This window comes from Ulvibacter litoralis (assembly GCF_900102055.1).
Lineage (GTDB): Bacteria > Bacteroidota > Bacteroidia > Flavobacteriales > Flavobacteriaceae > Ulvibacter > Ulvibacter litoralis.
The window spans coordinates 57,719-76,311 of the sequence record NZ_FNBA01000003.1; the positions used below are offsets into that span (position 1 = coordinate 57,719).

The following is an 18,593-nucleotide window of genomic DNA, read 5'->3' on the forward strand; positions in this document are numbered from 1 at the left end:
TTTTTAATTAAATGGTAACAATCCCTCTTTCGATGACTTCGGAAGGGGGATTTTTCTTTGGAACGTGTTTCGTTAATTGAAGCGTATTTCTTTCCGAAGAAAATTCTGTTACTATCAATACAAAAGGATGCACTTTAGGAATGTGTTTTATGACAATTGCTACAAATGAAGGCGTGCAGAGAGGGTGTAGGTAGGTGAATCAGTAAGGCTTAGATTGTTATAATAACAAAGGCTCGTTCAAATCAAATTGAACGAGCCTTTGTGTTTTACATTTATTAAAAAATGTAATGCTTTTACTTTTTCATAGTTCCCGGAGGATACTGCGTTAAAATCTCTTGAACAATCTCACGAATACGTTCTTCTTTCTTTTCAATATTGCTGCTTGTAATTAAACTAGCGGTGCCAACACCTTGCCAAACCAATTCGTTCGTTTTAGCGTCAATTAAATCTACATACAATGAACCTTCAGTAGAGCGAGATACATTGCTGTAACTACCTCCGTAATACCAAGGATTCCATCCCCAGCCATAGCCAAAGTTATTGTTGTACACATCAACACGTTCTTTTTCTTTCGTGAAAATACTTACCAATAAGGTCGGATTATCAGACTTTATCATTCCTTTAGAAGTAAGTCCAGATTCGATGGCGCGTAAAATTCGTTTTTTGTCTAAATCTGAAATTTTCGCTTTGTCAATTCCGGGCTTGTAAAAAGCAAACGAATTGTAATTATTGAAATTAGCTTCTTTGTCATAATCTGAAGCTACTCGAACGGTAGCACACGATGTAAATACAAAAAGCAGTAGTAAGGGTAAAAACTTGATAGCTTTCATAGCGTTGTTTTTTTTAATTGAATAACTCTTCATCAACAAAATTAGGAAGTGTTACTTGCAAATTAGGATTCATTTCCATGGCTCTTTTAATTGCAAAAACAGCTTCTTCATTACGTGCCCAACTTCGCCTTGCAATTCCGTTATTCACATCCCAGAAAAGCATTGATTCTAAGCGCCTTTGTGCGTTTTTACTACCATCAAGAACCATACCAAAGCCCCCGTTTATAACTTCTCCCCAGCCTACGCCACCACCATTATGGATGCTTACCCAGGTAGCGCCTCTAAAGCTATCGCCTATCACATTATGAATGGCCATATCTGCTGTAAAGCGGCTTCCGTCGTAGATATTCGACGTTTCTCGGTACGGTGAATCGGTTCCAGAAACATCGTGATGATCGCGTCCTAGAATTACCATTTCAATCTCACCTGCTTCAATCGCTTTATTAAATGCGGAAGCTATTTTCATACGTCCTTCAGCATCTGCATATAAAATACGTGCTTGCGACCCTACCACCAGTTTGTTCTCTTGCGCGCCTTGAATCCATTTAATATTATCGGCCATTTGTTGCTGAATTTCTTTCGGAGAGTTTTTCATAATCTCTTCCAAAACAGCACAGGCAATTGCATCTGTTTTCGCTAAGTCTTCTGGTTTTCCTGAAGCACATACCCATCGAAAAGGTCCGAAGCCATAATCGAAGCACATAGGTCCCATAATATCTTGTACATAAGAAGGATATTTGAAATCTATTCCATTTTCAGCCATAATATCGGCGCCAGCACGTGAAGCTTCTAGTAAGAACGCATTTCCGTAGTCGAAAAAGTAGGTCCCTTTTGCCGTGTGTGCATTAATGGCATCGGCATGTTTCCGAAGTGTTTTTTGAATTTCTTTTTTAAAATTGTCAGGATCATTTGCCATCATTTCATTGGCTTCCTCGTAGGTCATTCCAACCGGATAATAACCACCTGCCCACGGGTTGTGGAGTGACGTCTGATCACTTCCAAGGTCAATATGAATGTTCTCTTTGTCAAAATGTTCCCAGACATCTACAATATTACCGTCATAGGCAATCGATACGGTTTCTTTGTTGGCTACAGCTTCAGAAACACGTTTCGACAATAAGCGCAAGTCTGAAATAACTTCATCTACCCAGCCTTGACTGTGACGTGTTTGCGTCGCTTTTAGATTTACTTCGGCACAGACAGTAACACAGCCTGCAATATTTCCTGCTTTGGGCTGTGCGCCGCTCATACCCCCTAATCCAGAGGTTACAAATAAACCTCCTTTGGGCGATTTTTTAATTTTACGGAAACCATTTAGAACGGTGATTGTAGTTCCGTGTACAATTCCTTGCGGACCGATATACATATAACTTCCAGCGGTCATTTGTCCGTATTGCGTAACGCCTAAAGCATTAAATTTTTCCCAATCGTCGGGTTGCGAATAATTCGGAATCATCATTCCGTTAGTAACAACCACGCGGGGTGCATCTTGATGCGATGGAAATAACCCTAACGGATGTCCTGAATACATTACCAATGTTTGCTCGTCGGTCATTTGTGATAAATACTGCATCACCAAGCGATATTGGGCCCAGTTTTGAAATACAGCACCATTTCCGCCATACGTAATGAGCTCGTGCGGGTGTTGTGCAACGGCATGATCTAGATTGTTCTGAATCATTAACATTAACGCCTTTGCTTGTTCACAAGCTCCAGGATATTCGTTAATAGGACGTGCGTAAATTTTATAATCTGGACGGAAACGATACATATAAATACGTCCGTACGTGTCTAATTCTTCTTTAAATTCTGGAAGCAATGTTGCGTGGTGTTTGGGTTTAAAATACCGCAACGCATTTTGCAAGGCAAGTTTTGTTTCTACGTCCGAAAGTATTTTTTTTCGTTTTGGAGCGTGGTTAATGCTGGGGTCGTATTGTTTTAATTCGGGTAGTTGTGCCGGAATTCCTTGTTTTATTTCTTCTTTAAAAGTCATACTACATGTTATGATTAGTTAAGAGTGCTTGTTTTAATTGTTCTGACTGTTGGTTTTTTTGTTAAAACCATACGGACAATGGCGGCAGCCGCTTTCACAACAGTAGCCACGTTTTAAATGGTATTGTTCTGTAAAGCACTTGTAGCCTTCAGGAGTAAGGTAAAAGTCACCTTCTTCGAGTTCAATTTTTTTCTTAAAAAACGTCATAACACAAAAATACCAAATTGATTTTAGGGAAGATACAATTTTAGTAAAATACCTTGCTTCTTTATTTCTGAAAGTGAGCGTGTCGATTGTTGTTTCGTTTTTAGTATATTCCGAAGATGTTTGTAATTGTAAATCGTTTTTTGCTTCGGAAAGGTTTTTGGGGAATTGCACTTTGGCCTTTCATTATTGTGAAGGAGAAGCACCTGAAAGAAAACCCCGTGTTTCTGAATCACGAAAGAATTCATTTGCGGCAGCAAGCAGAACTATTCGTGTTGTTTTTTTATCTCTGGTATGTAACAGAATTTGTAGTACGGTACTTTCAGCATAAAAATAAAAATGCTGCCTATCGAAGCATTAGCTTTGAAATTGAAGCCTATACGCATGAGAAAGACCTTGATTATTTAAAAAACAGGTCCTTTTGGAGCTTTTTGAAGTATTTGTAAAATATCAACTTCATCTTATTAACAAAAAAAAGACCCTTGGAACAATCCAAAGGTCTTCTTCAAAAATTGGTTAGTTGGGTTATTCTTTAATTACTTGTTTTGTAAGCAATCCGTTAGAGGTTTGAAGTTGAATAAAATAAACAGCCGCATTTAAACCTGTAAGGTCTAATGTTCTAAATTCATTTCCTTTTTTACCTTCAACATCTTCTTCAGTATCATAGCTCTTTTCGAACAAGATTCTTCCTTGTATGTCAATCACTGTTGCTTTCTGAATGGTACTTTCTGGTGACTGAATTGTTATGGTTCCTTGTGTTGGATTAGGGAAGATACGTAAGCTATCTTCTAACGATTCAGAGTTTCCTGCAACAGCACCTTCAAAACGCAATGTGAAACGGTTGTGGTATGTTTCTCTGTCTGAAGTAAATTCGTAATTACCTTCACTTAGGTTTGTGACAGTATTTTCTAAATGATCTTCAAGGTAAACGGTTACATTTTCTATGTTCTCACCTTCAATATTGCTTATTGAAATAACATAGGGTAACTCACCTCCATCTTGTTCAACAAGTGTTGAGAATCCCATAGGAATGCTCATAGTAGGATCAAAACTGCTCGTTGTTTGAATTCCTAATTCTTCAGAACCATCTTGTAAGTGAGAGTACAATGAAACAATGGTCGCTAATCTTTTACTGTCGTATCCTGGATCTAGTGTTTCCGAAGCGCTTTCAGTAAAACCAATGAGAGCGGTACTTCCTTTGTGGTAAGTTCCTTCTCGAACCGTTAACCAAATACGGTCAATTGCTACAGGTCTATGAAATGTTGTGTTTCCTGTTTTTGAACGTAATGAATTATCGAATGTTACAGTTCCTAAGGCATTGGCTTTAATTCCAAATCCTTGTCCGCTAGCAATTACTCCAGTAGGAGTAGTCGATACTCCATTGTCATTTGCAGCAGGAACTCCTCCGCCAAGATTAAACATGGAGATGTCTTCCATGCTATAATTATTATAGTATGGACCAGGAATGGTGTTGTTAGGAGTCGTTAAATGTTCCCAAAAGTACACTTCATCAATAATTGAGTTGCTATTAATTAGTTCTGTAGCGTCAATTGCTGAAGCGTATGGATTAGCGATGATGTTTGGACTTGCATTTTTGGTTCCGTTATATCCAGCAGCATAGGTAATAATACCATTGTTTAGGGTTCCGTTAGAGTATGTGTAGTTGTAAGTTCCTCCTTGTGTGTATGATGGGCGAATTAAATAACCTTCTCCAGGGTTGATTGCTCCTGTGTAATTTCTCCAGTCGTAATCGCTATCGCCATTATCTGAGAAGTTTTCAGCGCCTGGCATAGCAGCTGCCACGGCAGGGTTTGGCGTGAAATTATCGGTATTGTGCCAAAGTACTTGATACGAAGGAACACCTGTATTTACATCTGTGAAAATTGTGTTGGTATCTCCAGACATTGGGCTTCCCATCATCATGAAATCTCTTTCGTTTAGTGTAGGCGTTGTAATATTTACATTAATAGATCCATTGTTAGTCACTAGTGCAGCATTGTCTTCTTGAACTACACTACCTGTGTGTGCAACTACTAGGTCTCCATTAACAGTAATATCTCGAGTTACATTTAAGTAGTCGTTTGCTTCAATAGTTAGTGTTTTTCCAGCTTCTACTTCACACATACATGCATCTATACTTGACGCTCCAACAGATGAAGTGTTATAGTTTTCAGCTATTTTCGCGAATGATCCTTTTCCTGGCGCTCCATTGGTCCAAGCGATTCCAGTATACGAAGTTTCTTCAGCAGCAACGGTTACCACTGTAACACAGCTAGCTTTATTTCCGTAGTCATCTTCCACTGTAAGAGTAATATTATGAGTTGTTCCCACATCGGCACAAGTAAAAGTTGTTTGACCTTCGATGGTTTTCTTTACAATTCCGAAGTTATCGGTAGAGTTTCCGCCGTCAATATCTTCCGCAGTAATTGTTACAGAACCTGTGTTTTTATCAAGTGTTGCTGTGTAAGGTTGGCAAACAGCTACAGGATCTTCGTTGTCAAATAGGGGATCTTTTACGATTACAAGACCTTCGTCTAAATCGCTAATAATAATGTTTCCACTTTTAAAGAAAGGATATACGTTCCAAGCTCCGTGAAAGTCAGCACTATTGGAAGCTGGGTGTGTGTCGAAAGAATCAAGTTCTTCTAAAAAAGGAGTGCTTTCGTAAAGACCGTCTACTTTTAAAATACGCATTCCTGCATTGTAGTTGGCCACATAAAAACGGTTTCCAACAACATATCCGTTGTGGTCTATTGCTAAGGTTGGTCCAGAGTGTTCTAAGTGAACTATTGGGTTGTCAAGGTCGTTTAAGTCCAATACAATTGTTCGTGTGTTGTCAACTGCAGGCGACATAGCTTCGTCTTCTTCGTCTCCTAAAATGAAAAAGCGTTGGTCTTCTGTAAACCATCCTTGGTGGGTGTATTTTTGATAGTCGTACGTAATATTAGAAATAAGAACAGGATTGTTTTTGTCTGTAACATCAATAACATGAACTTTGTTACTTCCGCTAAAGGCACCAATTAATAGTTCTTTTCCTTGATAATCTGGGTCTGGACCGTTGTATATTACGACTTGTGCGTCATGGCAATACCCTAATGAAGAAGGGAGATTTCCAGCAACTGTAGGGTTTGTTGGGTTTGTGTTAAGATCAAGAATACGAGGGGCTCCACTATTTCTATTTGAGCCAAGAATGTAAAGATAACCTGTGTCTTCGTTTATTATTATATTATGTGCATATGAAATACCCGAATAGCGGCCGTCTCTTGTAAATGTAACAGGTGGATTGGTTACATTTCTTAACTTTGTTAAGTCGAATATTTGTACTCCGTGGCTTCCATTGTCGTCACTAACGATATAGGCATAATTGTTATACACTTTTACATCACGCCACCAACTAGTATTCGTATGTGACATTAAGTGTCCTAGGAAAAGAGGGTTGTTTGGGTCTGAAATGTCTACAAAAGCCGTACGGTCGTTCATACCAATAATAGCATATTCCTTTTGGGTAGAAGGGTCGGTCCATCCCCAAGAATCTTGGGCTTCGGCAGGATCGTTACTTCCGTAAGACTGTCCGCCCATATTCGCAATAGTAAGTTGTGATTGAAGCGTTAGGCCATTGCAAGGAAAACCACCAGCAGTTCCTCCCGAACACGGCGTTTGAGCGTGTAGTAAGAATGCAGGGATTAATAATAATGTGAGTAGTACTTTGTTCATAGTTACGGGGTTTAATGGATTCGTTTTTTAATTCGTTTTTTATTCTTGAAAAGTGAATTCGACAGAACAGGGAATGTCGTGACCTACGTGTCCCATTCCTTCACCAGAATCTCCATTGTTTAAAAAGCCTTCGCCAGTAATAATACTAAGGCTAAGTGTAAAGTTGTAAGGGGTTCCGGCAGTTAAATATTTATGATATGTCACGGTAGAATAGTGCATGTCTTTAGTGTCTTTAATGTCTGGGTTTTCTAATTCATTATAAGTTGAGTAGGAGTGGGTGTAAATCCATCCTTCTGTGTAATCATAGGCGTATCCACCTGGGTTAGGGTCAATATTGACACCTAGTCCAGAAAGTGAAAAGTAAAAACTTCCTTCTGCGGTAGATAGAGAGATTTCATTTCCAGAATAGAAATTAGTCATTTCACCAGCACCATAATTTGTGTTCACTTTAATACTATATATTCCAGAATATTTAGGAATAAACGTTTTATTTACAAGACCATCGATGAAATCTTCTTCAGATTCATCATTATTTGTGTCAACTCTTAGGCATCCAGAGTCTTGTTCAAATTTAGCATAATCTTTCATTAAAAACTGAGGGTTCCATTGAGAACCATCCCAAGCATAAATTCCTGGAACGACATCATTAGCTCCGTTATGAGAGAGGTTTGTATTGTATACGACTGTTCCTTTTACGATTGGTCCTCCGCTAGGATTTACAACGGGGGCTTGTACATTTTTTGCTGTTAGTGGCACTCTAGGAAAGATTAGGCCAAAATCATTGGTTCTCAAATCTAATGCTCCTTCTGGTGTTACCGTTCCAATTCCTATTTGAGCATAATACACTTGTATTGAAAACAAGCTTACTATACAAGCGATTCCTATGTGCTTTTTATTGAATAATTTCATTGCTTTTGTTTAATACAGTTAGTATTTATTCTCCAACGTAGGTGATTTCAACACTACATTTTACATCTTGGTTTTGAGTGACATACCCTCTTCCGTCTCCAGAAGGTAAAAGACTATAATCTCCATTGCCTTCAAAACCAGGAGCGTTTTCCTGATTAAAAGTTAGGCTAAAATTGTATGTTGAAGTAAGACTTAAGTCCTCTTCAAAAGAATATGTTGCTTGTCTGTAGGCATTGGTGTAAACTCGTTGAGGTCTACTGTTACCGCCCTTAAATAATTTATCATCATTATTTCCTGAATACGAACTAAGGTTGAATGAATGTGTCGTTCCGTTAAAAGTAAAGTCAAATTCACCTCTTTCGAGCCCATAATTTACCTTTTGATCTGATGGAGAATTCGGAGTGTCTATTTTTCCACCACCATAGTGTACAACGATTTCAATTTTATACCGACCATTAAATGAAGGTCTAAAAGGATAATTAGTACTTGTGTCAAAACCTATCGTTTGATTCCCTGCGACAGGATTTAATAAGTTACTTGACCCAGTACGAACATTTGAATCTTGAATGTAAATTTTCGCATCATTTTTGTCAAATTGAGGTACCCATTTAGCTCCAGTCCAAACATAAATTCCAGGATACACACTATTTGTGCCTAAGCTTGTTGTAGCAGTATTGTATACGGTTGTTCCTGCTACAATAGCAGGGGCACTAGGGTTAGTGACAATTTGAGCGGTTAAGCTTGTAAGGGAAACTGTTGGGTAAACAACCCCGTAGGTAGTACTTGTAATATCTAACACTCCGTTAGGTGCAGAAGTCCCAATTCCTATTTGGCTATATGTTGTTATTGAAACAAACGATAAAAGCAAAAAAGAAATAATATTGTTGTAAGTGTATTTCATTTTAGTAGGTTTTATTATTCGTTTAAATATGTTATTTCTATAGAGCAAGGTATGTCAAATCCTACGTGACCATCTCCACCATCAAATTGACCATCGTAATTATTATCGTTTCCTTCATTAATAAATTCTGGAGCGTCATCTTGGTCAAATGCCAAGCTTAAATTTGGAGAAGAGCCTGCTCTTAGATAGACGTACGTAACAAGTTTAAATTGTTTCCAAATACCGAAGTAATTTGTAGCGTCTTTATAAGCGGTAGAATAAGAATTTGCTGGGATATAGTAGTTGGTCCCATTAAAAGTAAGTCTAAATGTTCCTGTTTGTAAAGCGATATTGAGCTCTCCATTAGAACGACTCCCAGAAGAACCTCCGCTAGTTTTTGGGTTCTTTGCGTCACCGCCTCCGTAATTAACTAGGGTTTCAATTTTATAATATCCAGAGTATTTAGCATTAAAAGTGGATGATGTTAAAGGGATGTTTCTGTAGCCTTCATTAGACTCCATTCGCATGTTCATAATCGTTTGCTCGAAATGACTTGATTGTTTTTTAACAAATTGGGGTGTCCATTTAGTGCCATCCCATACGTAGATTCCTTCTGAAACATCGTTGGTGCCAGTCGAAGTTGTGTTAGTATTGTAAATTACGGTTCCGGTAGGAATGGTTCCTCCTTGTGGGTTAGCCACAGGGGCCATTGTATTTGAGGCTGTAAGAGGTATTCTCGGTAGTACAACTCCTTGCGTGGTACTAGTTATGTCTAGTATCCCATTGGGGGTCGTTGTGTTAATGCCTATCTGAGCATTTGCAGGGGTGCAATAAGCTAAAATAGTGCAAATGAGAAAGTACTTTACATAAGTAAAATAAGTAAGCATAAGCAGGGGTTATTATGATTTGGAATTTCAATAGTACCACTAAATTCGACTAAACACTAATAAATTCGATTAAAAGCATAAAAATTTAACAGTTTTCATAACAATAGATTGCTAAAATTATTTTGTTATTTTGACTTTTTTACTTAAAAAATGGATTTACAGCTAAGTAATTGCAATATTATTGTCGATAATTTAATTATTTTGTAATATTATTAAGAATAATGTAAAATTAACGTATTGTGTTTTTTGAGTTCATTATTTTTAAATAATTGACACATAGTATTCTATCTCAATACTCTTTTGTGTGTTATGTAGTTGTTATGCTAAAGTTCTATTATTTTTGAAAACCTAATTAGCACTATTTCTCTAAAAAAATGATTTATAAAATTCCCTTTTTTCAACATCAAGTTGATTCTGAATGTCAGCAAGTTGCTGTTTTAAATAGTAATAATGTTTCAGTTTCGATACTGCGGGAAGATAAAATTCATCCTTTTGTTTCCGGGAATAAATACCGTAAGCTTTTTTATAATATTAAAAAGGCTGAAAAAAAGGAAGTTAAAACGCTACTTACTTTTGGAGGCGCCTATTCAAATCACATCGCTGCTGTTGCTGCGGCAGGAAAGGTTTGTGGTTTCCATACTATTGGTGTTATTCGGGGAGAAGAGCTTGCAAATTTGCCAAAGAATGAAACATTAGCTTTTGCTGAAGCGAATGGGATGCAGTTACACTATGTGTCAAGAGAGGAATATCGGTTGAAGGAAGGTGAGTTGTATTTAGAGAAATTGAAAAATCGCTTCGGAAACCTATACATAATACCTGAAGGTGGAACAAATACACTGGCTGTTAAAGGGTGTGAGACCATACTGTCTGAAGCAACCAAAATGTATGACTATATCTGTGTTTCAGTGGGAACCGGAGGTACTATTTCTGGACTTATCAATGCCTCTGAAGCGCATCAAACGGTGTTAGGGTTTTCAGCATTAAAAGGAACCTTTCAGAAGGAAATAATACAAAAATACACGTCGAAAAATAACTATAACCTTATAGATGACTATTGTTTTGGAGGCTATGCTAAAATAGATTCAGAATTAATTCGTTTTATTAATACGTTTAAAGAAGATACCCAAATTCCATTAGATCCTATCTATACAGGAAAAATGATGTTTGGCGTTTTCGATCTCTTAAAAAAAGGATATTTCAAAGAAAATAGCCGTATTTTAGCAGTCCATACAGGAGGACTGCAAGGGATTGCGGGAATGAATCAATTGTTAAAGAAAAAGAACTTACCACAAATTAGTGTATCGTATGCAGATTAAAATTATTGGATGTCTTGTTATTTTAGTATTGGCATTTACAGGTTGTAAAGCCAAAAAAAATGTTTCTACGACTAAGAAAAGGACAAAAACAGAACGTGTAGTAAAAACTAAAAAACCAAAAACAACGACACCCACAACAACAGATGCGCCAACTGTGATTGTGAAACCGAGTAAAACAGCTTCATACGCCGAAGTAGTCACAGCTTACATTGATAGTTATAGTACCATTGCCAAAGAAGAAATGCTTCAGTATGGAATTCCGGCGAGTATTACATTAGCGCAAGGTATTTTGGAAAGTGGTGCAGGAAGAGGTGAACTTACTGGAAAAGCAAACAATCACTTCGGAATTAAATGCCACAAAGGATGGGAAGGTGAGCGTGTGTATCACGATGATGATGAAAGTCAAGAATGTTTCAGAAAATATAAAGACCCAAAATATTCTTTCAGAGATCACTCTTTATTCTTAACCCAACGAAGTCGTTATCAAGATTTATTCAAATTAAGAAAAGACGATTACAAAGGATGGGCAAGAGGCTTACGAAAAGCAGGATATGCTACAGATCCTAAGTATCCTGAAAAATTAATAAGTATTGTGGAACGCTACGATTTAACAAAATACGATAGCGATGTATTAGGAACTACCGTAAATCCAGTTCGCCCAGACGACACCAAAATAGCAACCTATAAGGTGCGAAAAGGAGATACGCTTTATAATATTTCTAGACGGTATAACATGTCTGTTGAAACTTTAAAAGAATATAACGGATTACAATCTAACGAAATTTCTATCGGACAAGAATTGTACCTACATCCCGTTAAAAATTAAGAATACACTATGATTTATAAAAGAAGTAGCGCTTTGTTTGCCGAAGCGCAAAAAGTGATTCCAGGCGGAGTAAACTCTCCTGTAAGAGCCTTTAAAGCCGTTGGAGGGGATCCTATTTTTGTTGAAAAAGCAAAGGGAGCTTACCTCTACGATGTTGATGGAAACAAATTAATTGATTATATCAATTCTTGGGGGCCTATGATTTTAGGGCATGCACACAAACCAGTGGTGGATGCTGTTATTGAAAAAGCACAGAAAGGAACTTCCTTCGGAATGCCTACACAAATTGAAACGGAAATTGCTGCTTTGGCGGTTTCAATGGTTCCAAATATAGATAAAATACGTTTTGTAAATAGCGGAACGGAAGCCTGTATGAGTGCCGTGCGATTGGCGCGAGGATATACAGGGAAAGATAAAATTATCAAATTTGCAGGCTGCTATCACGGCCATAGTGATTCCTTTTTAATTCAGGCAGGAAGTGGCGCTGTTACGTTCGGAACACCAAACAGTCCTGGAGTTACCAAAGGAACAGCAAAAGATACGTTGCTTGCACGTTACAATGACATTGAAAATGTAGCTGCGCTTATTGCTGAAAATAAAAATGAAATTGCCTGTATTATTATAGAGCCTGTAGCGGGAAATATGGGATGTATTCCTCCTGCGGAAGGGTTTTTAGAAGCACTTCGGAAACTTTGCGATGCCCACAACATACTTCTTATTTTTGATGAGGTCATGACGGGTTTCAGACTCGCAAAAGGAGGCGCTCAAGAATTGTTTAATGTCGCGGCAGATATTGTAACCTTCGGAAAAGTTATTGGAGGTGGTTTGCCTGTAGGTGCTTTTGCAGCACGTTCAGAAATTATGAATCACCTAGCACCATTAGGTCCTGTATACCAGGCAGGAACCTTAAGTGGGAATCCATTGGCAATGGCGGCTGGATTAGCAATGCTTAAAGAATTGAATGAGAATCCAGGGATTTTTGAATCATTAGCAGCGAAAACGGAATACCTTCATAAAGGTATGGATGCTGTCTTTTCTGAAACGGAGATACCTTATACGATCAATCGTGTAGGATCAATGATTTCAATTCATTTTTCTGAAACCTCAGTAACAGATTTTGATACTGCTGCACTAGCAAATAATGATTCTTTTAAAACATTTTTCCACGGATTATTAGAAGAGGGCGTTTACATTGCGCCAAGTGCTTTTGAAACCTGGTTTTTATGTGAGTCTCTCACCTATGACGATTTGGACGCGACAATTGAAGCGTGTCGGAAAGTGTCTAAAAATATGTAATAAAAAAAACCTCCTTTGTGAAAACAAAGGAGGTTTTTAAGTTTAAAAAGACTTTATAGGTCTTTAGTTTTGCAAAGTGACAAGCCACTTTTTATACTGCTCTGCAGTTAATGTTTTTTTCATTACCGAATCAAGAGAAGCATCTACTTTTTTCTTATTAGCAACAACTGCAGGGTCTGAAATGTCTTGACCTACCACTAATTTTTTGTAGTTTATTTCCTTAGAAACAAGCGCTCTAAATACTGTACGCTGTTGGTCACCATCCAAACCTAGTTTATCTACTAGTAATTCAGTGTGCTTTTTAGCGATAACTTCTGGTCTATCTTCATTTTGCGATAAGCTTTGTGCAACAGCAGAATTTGCTCCTAATACCATAACAAAAGCGAAAGCAATAACTTTTATAAAATTTTTCATTTTTTCTAATTTTAATTATAAGGTTACTAAAGTAACTATTTTAGTATCAAATAACCAAAAACTAAGCCAAAAACAAATGAAACATTTTTAATTACAGTAGATTATCTTTTTTTACGATCGCTATTTCGTTTTCTATTCTTCTGTTTATGGGCTTTTTCCCACTTTTCGTATTGTGCTTCCGTTAAGATAGATTTCATTTCTCTTTTATTTGCGATTTGTTCATCCAATCTTTTCGTTTTCATTTCAAAGCGTTCTGTATCTGAAAGTTCTTTGCGCTCTTTTCTATCTTTTCTGTTTTCAGCGTGTTCTTTTCGCTTTGTTGCTTTTGCAAGTTCAAGTTTGTGAACTGCGGCTTGTTGTTGTGCAGTAAGGTCAAGATGTAAAGTTAATTTCTTTGTAGAGAGTTCGGCCATTTGTTCTGGAGTTAGATCAGACATTTTAGTTCTCATTTCTTTACGATCTCCATCGCTATCTTTACGATCTTTCTTGTGTGACTGTGCAAACGCTGATACGCTGCAAACCAATAATAGGGCAATTACTAAATTTTTCATGTTCATTATTTTTAAATGTTATACATCTTTGACGAACAAAACGCAGTTTGGTTTAATGGAAAGTTGTCTTTTCTGAAAACTTTAAGAAAAAAAAGAGCGACCATCGGTCGCTCTTTTTAAAAGATTGTAGTTCGTGAAGAACTTATTTCTTTACAATTTTGAAAGTTTTTGAAGCTCCTTCAATTGTTATGTTTGCAATGTAAACACCAGCGTTTAATGAAGAAATATTTACAACTTCATTAGTGTTGCTTAATTTTTGAGAAACAACTTGTTGTCCAAGTACATTGTATAAGTTTACTTGATCCATAGCTCTGTTAGCTGAAAGAGTTAATTGATCGCTTGTAGTAAAATGTTTGAAACCATCAAAGTTTACATCATTTACACCTAAAACAGAAGTGATTTTAAAATCATCTACTTGAAAGCCAAATTGGTCAGCTCCAGTGTGGTTGATAGCGATGTAAACATCTTGTCCTGAATAAGCATCAAGATTCACTGTAAATTCTTCCCAAGTAATTGGTTGAGGAACTAAATCAGATTCTAAGAAAGTAAAACTACCTGTAGCTGTGTCGGTTGTTGAGATAGCAATGCTAAAAGTTTCTTGATTGTAAGTATTGTCTGCTGCTTTAGCCCAAAAAGATAAAGTATTATCCGAAGAACCAAGAGTGATTTGAGGAGAAATTAACCAATCGTTATTTGCATTAGTTGTTCCATCTGGTACTGCAGCAAAAGAAGTCATAGCTCTTGTTCCACTATAAGCAGCCCAATCAGAATCAGCAGAAGGATCTAATGGTGGATCAGTTGCTAAAGAATTAAATACAATAAAAGAACCAGTGTATCCAGAGTTGTCAAAAGTAACACCAGTAAATCCGTATGTAGGTAATCCATCAAGATCGGTTAAAGTCCAATCTCCAACGTTTTCAATGATGAAATCATCATAAGATTCAAAATCGTCTTCAAAAATTGTTGTTTGTGCATTTACTGCAACTGCTGCAAATAAGGCAGCAAATAAAGTAATTTTTTTCATAGCTTTTTTTTAAATTATGATGCTAAAGTATCTAAACTAATACGTACACTCCAATGAAATTTTAAGTTTTAACAGTTGCTAAACTGTTAAAAAAATGTTATTATTTATGGGAGGTTTTCTTATTAAAAGTAGGTCTTTAGGCTATGTGCTTAACACTGTATTGGTTACTGCTAAGGTTGAAGCAAAAGGTATTTTATAAGATAATTAGATAAATATTGGTGCTAAAGTATAATAACCAAGGGAAGAAGCATTATTTTGAAATAATTAGCAGATAAAAAAACAAAAGAGACTGTCTTAATAGGCAGCCTCTTTTTAAATTATAATAAAATAAGGGTTTCTTATTTCTTTACAATTTTAAACGTTTTTGAAGCACCTTCAATAGAAACGTTTGCAATGTAAACACCAGGGTTTAATGAAGAGATAGATACAACTTCATTCGTGTTGTTTAATTTTTGAGAAACCACTTGTTGTCCCAATACATTATATAAGCTTACTTGGCTCATAGTTGTGTTAGCTGTAAGGTTTAACTCGTTGTTAGTAACATAGTAGTCAAAGTTGTTAAAAGATGGGTCAGCAACAGCTAAAATACCATCTACTAATACATCATCAATAAGTACTGAGTTTTCATCTTCAGAATCGTAATGTCTAAATGTTAAGTAAACTAGCTGTCCTTCATAAGCAGAAATGTCAATTGTTACTGTAGCAGCAGAAGCAGAACCGTCAGCTTGATTACAAGGTGCATCGTCACTAACCAACTTAGTGATAACAGGGGTTTCAAGTGCAATATCTGCTGGGTTGTTAGACGTTGTTAAATAAATAGAATATTTATCTGCAATGTCTATTCCGTTTATTTGGTACGAGCCAACAGTATAGGTTAAAGATGTTCCTGTAGCATGTGTTAAATCAAGGGGGTTTTTAGTGGTTAAATAGTTATCTGGGGTAAGTGAATTACCCTCCCAAGAGTCAGAGTCAACAGCGTTGGTTTGAATTGGATGGTTGGGAACACCGCCTGGAGATGTCGAAAAAGCAAGCATGTCCATAATTTCCCAATAGGCACCATCTCCATCAATGTCATTAGAAATCCATTGGTCAAGTGTTGTTGCATTCGGGGTTTCTGTGTTAAAGTCGTCACTAAAAATGATTTGGGCATTCACTGTAACGATTGAAAATAAGGCAATAAATAAGGTAGTTTTTTTCACAATGTTTTTTTTAAATTATTATTAAGCTAAGGTATTTAAACATTGTGCGTAATCTTTAATTTAATCCACATATTTAACTATTTTTGAACAGCTATATGAAGATTGTTTCTAAAATAAAACTACCGATTGAAAAAGAAATGGAGCTTTTCGAAAAAAAGTTCACACATTCTATGTCTTCAAAAGTCTCGTTGCTAAACCGCATTACTCATTATGTAGTAAATAGAAAAGGGAAGCAAATGCGTCCTATGTTTGTGTTTCTTATCGCAAAAATGAGTCATAACGGAGAAGTAAACGAACGAACCTATCGCGGTGCTTCTGTTATCGAATTGATTCATACGGCAACCTTAGTACACGACGATGTGGTAGATGATAGCAATCGCCGTCGCGGTTTTTTCTCAATAAACGCCCTTTGGAAAAACAAAATTGCGGTATTAGTTGGAGATTATTTATTGTCGAAGGGACTATTGCTTTCTATCGATAACGACGATTTTGATTTGCTGAAAATTATTTCAGTAGCCGTTCGTGAGATGAGTGAAGGGGAATTGCTGCAAATTGAAAAAGCCAGAAAGCTCGATATCACCGAAGAGGTGTATTTCGAAATTATTCGTCAGAAAACAGCGACCTTAATTGCTGCTTGTTGTGCTATGGGTGCCAAATCTGTAAATGCTTCCGAAGAAAAAGTAGAAAATATGCGGAAGTTTGGAGAGCTCATCGGTATTGCTTTTCAAATAAAAGACGACCTCTTCGATTATGGTGACGAACAAATAGGAAAACCTACAGGAATAGATATTAAGGAGCAAAAAATGACACTTCCTCTTATTTATGCACTTAATAATGCTTCAGCAAAAGATAAAAAATGGCTCATCAATTCGGTGAAAAACCATAATAAAGACACCAAAAGAGTCAAAGAAGTCATTCAGTTTGTAAAAAATAACGGCGGACTCGAATATGCTACCGCTAAAATGAAATCCTATCAACAAAATGCGCTACAGCTTCTAGAAGACTACCCTTCTTCAGAATATAAAGACTCCTTAGAGTTAATGGTGAGTTACGTAATAGACCGAAAAAAGTAGCTAAATTACCTACAATTAAAATTATTTTGTTGCGTCAGGCAACCTTTTTTAAACAATCTCCGTCTTTATATATAGAACGGTAAACGCGAAGCATATTTTGAAGCTAATTTCATTACATAAAAACTATACGTCTCTTATTGCGAAAGCAGGAAAGGGGAATAGAAAAGCGCAACAAGAATTGTTCGAGCTGTTTTCGCCAAAAATGTTAAGCGTTTGTAGGCAATACGTTAAAAATAATGATGTTGCCGAAGAAGTGATGCTTACAGGATTCTTGAAGGTGTTTACCTATTTAAAAAGTTACAAAGGAGAAGGGAGTTTTGAAGGTTGGATTCGACGTATTATGGTAAATGAATCGATTACCCAACTTCGGAAAGACAAGAAATTGTTTTTTAAAGACGAAACTGAAATTGAAAATTCGATTGCACACGTTACCTACATTGAGAGCAAATTTGAAGTGGAAGAAATTCAGAAAATGATAGATACTTTGCCTGATGGTTATAAAACAGTTTTTGTGCTCTATGCGGTTGAAGGGTATAAACACAGTGAAATCGCAGAATTGCTTCAAATAAGTGAAAGCACTTCAAAATCGCAACTATTTAAAGCTCGAAAAGTATTACAGGCGATGGTTACAAAACAAAATAATAGGAATTATGGGACACATTAAACTTGAAGAGGAGATTCGGGAGAAGCTAGAGGGACGTGAAATACAACCTTCGGAAGGGGCTTGGGGGAAATTAAGTGCCCAATTAGAGGCTCCTGCAAAAACCTCGAGTACTAGAAAATATTGGCTCGCTATTGCGGCGACCTTCGTAGGGATTTTGGTTATAGTTTCGGCAGTGAGAACTATTTCTACTTCGGCTTCGGAAGAAATTACTACTGAGATAGTAACCGTAGATACTTCAGAAGAAACTCCAATAAAAACACCGTTGAAAACTCAAAAAGAAACACAAATTTTACAACAAGACTTACAAAAAGAAGTTGCTTCTGAAGCAGTTTCCGAAGAGAAGAAAACAACGAATACAGTAGAAGTTTCTCCAAAAGTTTTTCAGAAGAAAGAAAGCATCGCAGTTGAAAAAGTAGTAAAGCAGAATCCTTCTGAAGCGCCTATTAAAGCAAAACCGTCTAAAGTAAATAATCCGATGGAAGCAGTGGCTGTAAATCAGTTGAATTCAGAAACGAAAATTATAAACGATAACATACAAAAAGTAGTTGCTCAAGTTACGCAACTGCAAAACGAAAATACGGTTGTTACTGCCGAGGAAATCGACGCGCTCCTGATCAACGCGCAACGTGAAATCCGAACGCAGCAAATTCTAAGTTCCAGTAAAATTGATGCAGCCTCTTTGCTGGATGATGTAGAATTGGAGCTGGAACATAGCTTTAGAGATAAAGTTTATGATGCGCTGGGCGAAGGGTTTCATAAAATTCGAACGGCAGTAATTGAACGTAATAATTAAAGAGTCATCAATCAATCCGC

At 36.9% G+C, this 18,593-nt stretch carries 18 protein-coding genes; 6 read left to right on the top strand and 12 right to left on the bottom strand.

Annotated elements, in window-relative coordinates:
* Positions 1 to 7: 7 nt before the first annotated feature.
* From BLQ00_RS17860 to BLQ00_RS10340, 8 genes are all read right to left on the bottom strand, one after another.
* Complete coding sequence (locus BLQ00_RS17860; RefSeq protein WP_280512708.1) at positions 8 to 133, bottom strand: hypothetical protein; 126 nt, start codon at positions 131 to 133, stop codon at positions 8 to 10.
* A 160-nt stretch (positions 134 to 293) separates the two neighbouring features.
* Entirely contained in the window at positions 294 to 830 is a 537-nt protein-coding gene (locus BLQ00_RS10310) for a DUF4136 domain-containing protein (RefSeq protein ID WP_093144657.1), read from the bottom strand.
* A 13-nt stretch (positions 831 to 843) separates the two neighbouring features.
* Complete coding sequence (locus tag BLQ00_RS10315) at positions 844 to 2,823, bottom strand: urocanate hydratase (RefSeq protein ID WP_093144052.1); 1,980 nt, start codon at positions 2,821 to 2,823, stop codon at positions 844 to 846.
* Between the two features lie 33 nt (positions 2,824 to 2,856).
* A complete protein-coding gene (locus tag BLQ00_RS17585; RefSeq protein ID WP_175445445.1) occupies positions 2,857 to 3,030 on the bottom strand; it encodes a C1orf53 family protein in 174 nt (57 codons plus the stop codon).
* A 522-nt stretch (positions 3,031 to 3,552) separates the two neighbouring features.
* Positions 3,553 to 6,741, bottom strand: coding sequence for a choice-of-anchor B family protein (locus BLQ00_RS10325; RefSeq protein ID WP_093144055.1), 3,189 nt, complete (start codon positions 6,739 to 6,741; stop codon positions 3,553 to 3,555).
* Between the two features lie 39 nt (positions 6,742 to 6,780).
* The gene (locus BLQ00_RS10330) at positions 6,781 to 7,650 is read right to left on the bottom strand and encodes a hypothetical protein (protein ID WP_093144056.1); all 870 of its coding nucleotides are present in this window, start codon (positions 7,648 to 7,650) and stop codon (positions 6,781 to 6,783) included.
* 25 nt (positions 7,651 to 7,675) lie between these two features.
* Complete coding sequence (locus BLQ00_RS10335; protein ID WP_093144058.1) at positions 7,676 to 8,551, bottom strand: hypothetical protein; 876 nt, start codon at positions 8,549 to 8,551, stop codon at positions 7,676 to 7,678.
* A 14-nt stretch (positions 8,552 to 8,565) separates the two neighbouring features.
* Positions 8,566 to 9,417, bottom strand: a complete 852-nt coding sequence (locus BLQ00_RS10340; protein ID WP_139149388.1) for a hypothetical protein — start codon at positions 9,415 to 9,417, stop codon at positions 8,566 to 8,568.
* Positions 9,418 to 9,791: 374 nt separating this feature from the next.
* On the opposite strand from BLQ00_RS10340, the gene BLQ00_RS10345 reads away from it, so the two are divergent.
* From BLQ00_RS10345 to hemL, 3 genes are read left to right on the top strand one after another with little or no spacing between them, the layout of a single operon-like run.
* Positions 9,792 to 10,733 carry a 1-aminocyclopropane-1-carboxylate deaminase/D-cysteine desulfhydrase gene (locus tag BLQ00_RS10345; RefSeq protein ID WP_093144061.1) on the top strand — a complete coding sequence of 314 codons (942 nt, stop codon included), beginning with the start codon at positions 9,792 to 9,794 and terminating at the stop codon, positions 10,731 to 10,733.
* A complete protein-coding gene (locus tag BLQ00_RS10350) occupies positions 10,723 to 11,559 on the top strand; it encodes a glucosaminidase domain-containing protein (protein WP_093144062.1) in 837 nt (278 codons plus the stop codon). The genes BLQ00_RS10345 and BLQ00_RS10350 overlap by 11 nt, the downstream gene beginning before the upstream one ends.
* A gap of 9 nt (positions 11,560 to 11,568) precedes the next feature.
* Positions 11,569 to 12,855, top strand: coding sequence for a glutamate-1-semialdehyde 2,1-aminomutase (hemL, locus tag BLQ00_RS10355; protein WP_093144064.1), 1,287 nt, complete (start codon positions 11,569 to 11,571; stop codon positions 12,853 to 12,855).
* 63 nt (positions 12,856 to 12,918) lie between these two features.
* Here hemL and BLQ00_RS10360 read toward each other — a convergent pair whose 3' ends face one another.
* From BLQ00_RS10360 to BLQ00_RS10375, 4 genes are all read right to left on the bottom strand, one after another.
* Positions 12,919 to 13,269, bottom strand: coding sequence for a hypothetical protein (locus BLQ00_RS10360; protein ID WP_093144065.1), 351 nt, complete (start codon positions 13,267 to 13,269; stop codon positions 12,919 to 12,921).
* Positions 13,270 to 13,370: 101 nt separating this feature from the next.
* The gene (locus BLQ00_RS10365; RefSeq protein WP_139149389.1) at positions 13,371 to 13,820 is read right to left on the bottom strand and encodes a hypothetical protein; all 450 of its coding nucleotides are present in this window, start codon (positions 13,818 to 13,820) and stop codon (positions 13,371 to 13,373) included.
* Positions 13,821 to 13,962: 142 nt separating this feature from the next.
* The gene (locus BLQ00_RS10370) at positions 13,963 to 14,844 is read right to left on the bottom strand and encodes a T9SS-dependent choice-of-anchor J family protein (protein ID WP_093144069.1); all 882 of its coding nucleotides are present in this window, start codon (positions 14,842 to 14,844) and stop codon (positions 13,963 to 13,965) included.
* A 338-nt stretch (positions 14,845 to 15,182) separates the two neighbouring features.
* Positions 15,183 to 16,043: a T9SS-dependent choice-of-anchor J family protein gene (locus tag BLQ00_RS10375; RefSeq protein ID WP_093144070.1), complete on the bottom strand. Its 861-nt coding sequence runs from the start codon at positions 16,041 to 16,043 to the stop codon at positions 15,183 to 15,185.
* A 95-nt stretch (positions 16,044 to 16,138) separates the two neighbouring features.
* On the opposite strand from BLQ00_RS10375, the gene BLQ00_RS10380 reads away from it, so the two are divergent.
* From BLQ00_RS10380 to BLQ00_RS10390, 3 genes are all read left to right on the top strand, one after another.
* On the top strand, positions 16,139 to 17,116 hold the full coding sequence (locus tag BLQ00_RS10380; RefSeq protein ID WP_093144072.1) for a polyprenyl synthetase family protein: 978 nt from the start codon (positions 16,139 to 16,141) through the stop codon (positions 17,114 to 17,116).
* Positions 17,117 to 17,213: 97 nt separating this feature from the next.
* Complete coding sequence (locus BLQ00_RS10385) at positions 17,214 to 17,780, top strand: RNA polymerase sigma factor (protein ID WP_093144073.1); 567 nt, start codon at positions 17,214 to 17,216, stop codon at positions 17,778 to 17,780.
* Complete coding sequence (locus tag BLQ00_RS10390; protein WP_093144075.1) at positions 17,767 to 18,573, top strand: hypothetical protein; 807 nt, start codon at positions 17,767 to 17,769, stop codon at positions 18,571 to 18,573. The genes BLQ00_RS10385 and BLQ00_RS10390 overlap by 14 nt, the downstream gene beginning before the upstream one ends.
* The last annotated feature ends 20 nt before the right edge of the window (positions 18,574 to 18,593 follow it).

Coding starts and splice junctions, on each gene's coding strand:
- BLQ00_RS10350 (WP_093144062.1), top strand. CDS start 10,723: ATGCAGATTAAAATTATTGGATGTCTTGTTATTTTAGTATTGGCATTT.
- BLQ00_RS10340 (WP_139149388.1), bottom strand. CDS start 9,417: ATGCTTACTTATTTTACTTATGTAAAGTACTTTCTCATTTGCACTATT.
- BLQ00_RS10390 (WP_093144075.1), top strand. CDS start 17,767: ATGGGACACATTAAACTTGAAGAGGAGATTCGGGAGAAGCTAGAGGGA.
- BLQ00_RS10315 (WP_093144052.1), bottom strand. CDS start 2,823: ATGACTTTTAAAGAAGAAATAAAACAAGGAATTCCGGCACAACTACCC.
- hemL (WP_093144064.1), top strand. CDS start 11,569: ATGATTTATAAAAGAAGTAGCGCTTTGTTTGCCGAAGCGCAAAAAGTG.
- BLQ00_RS10380 (WP_093144072.1), top strand. CDS start 16,139: ATGAAGATTGTTTCTAAAATAAAACTACCGATTGAAAAAGAAATGGAG.
- BLQ00_RS17585 (WP_175445445.1), bottom strand. CDS start 3,030: ATGACGTTTTTTAAGAAAAAAATTGAACTCGAAGAAGGTGACTTTTAC.
- BLQ00_RS10370 (WP_093144069.1), bottom strand. CDS start 14,844: ATGAAAAAAATTACTTTATTTGCTGCCTTATTTGCAGCAGTTGCAGTA.
- BLQ00_RS10310 (WP_093144657.1), bottom strand. CDS start 830: ATGAAAGCTATCAAGTTTTTACCCTTACTACTGCTTTTTGTATTTACA.
- BLQ00_RS10345 (WP_093144061.1), top strand. CDS start 9,792: ATGATTTATAAAATTCCCTTTTTTCAACATCAAGTTGATTCTGAATGT.
- BLQ00_RS10360 (WP_093144065.1), bottom strand. CDS start 13,269: ATGAAAAATTTTATAAAAGTTATTGCTTTCGCTTTTGTTATGGTATTA.
- BLQ00_RS10365 (WP_139149389.1), bottom strand. CDS start 13,820: ATGAAAAATTTAGTAATTGCCCTATTATTGGTTTGCAGCGTATCAGCG.
- BLQ00_RS10330 (WP_093144056.1), bottom strand. CDS start 7,650: ATGAAATTATTCAATAAAAAGCACATAGGAATCGCTTGTATAGTAAGC.
- BLQ00_RS10325 (WP_093144055.1), bottom strand. CDS start 6,741: ATGAACAAAGTACTACTCACATTATTATTAATCCCTGCATTCTTACTA.
- BLQ00_RS10335 (WP_093144058.1), bottom strand. CDS start 8,551: ATGAAATACACTTACAACAATATTATTTCTTTTTTGCTTTTATCGTTT.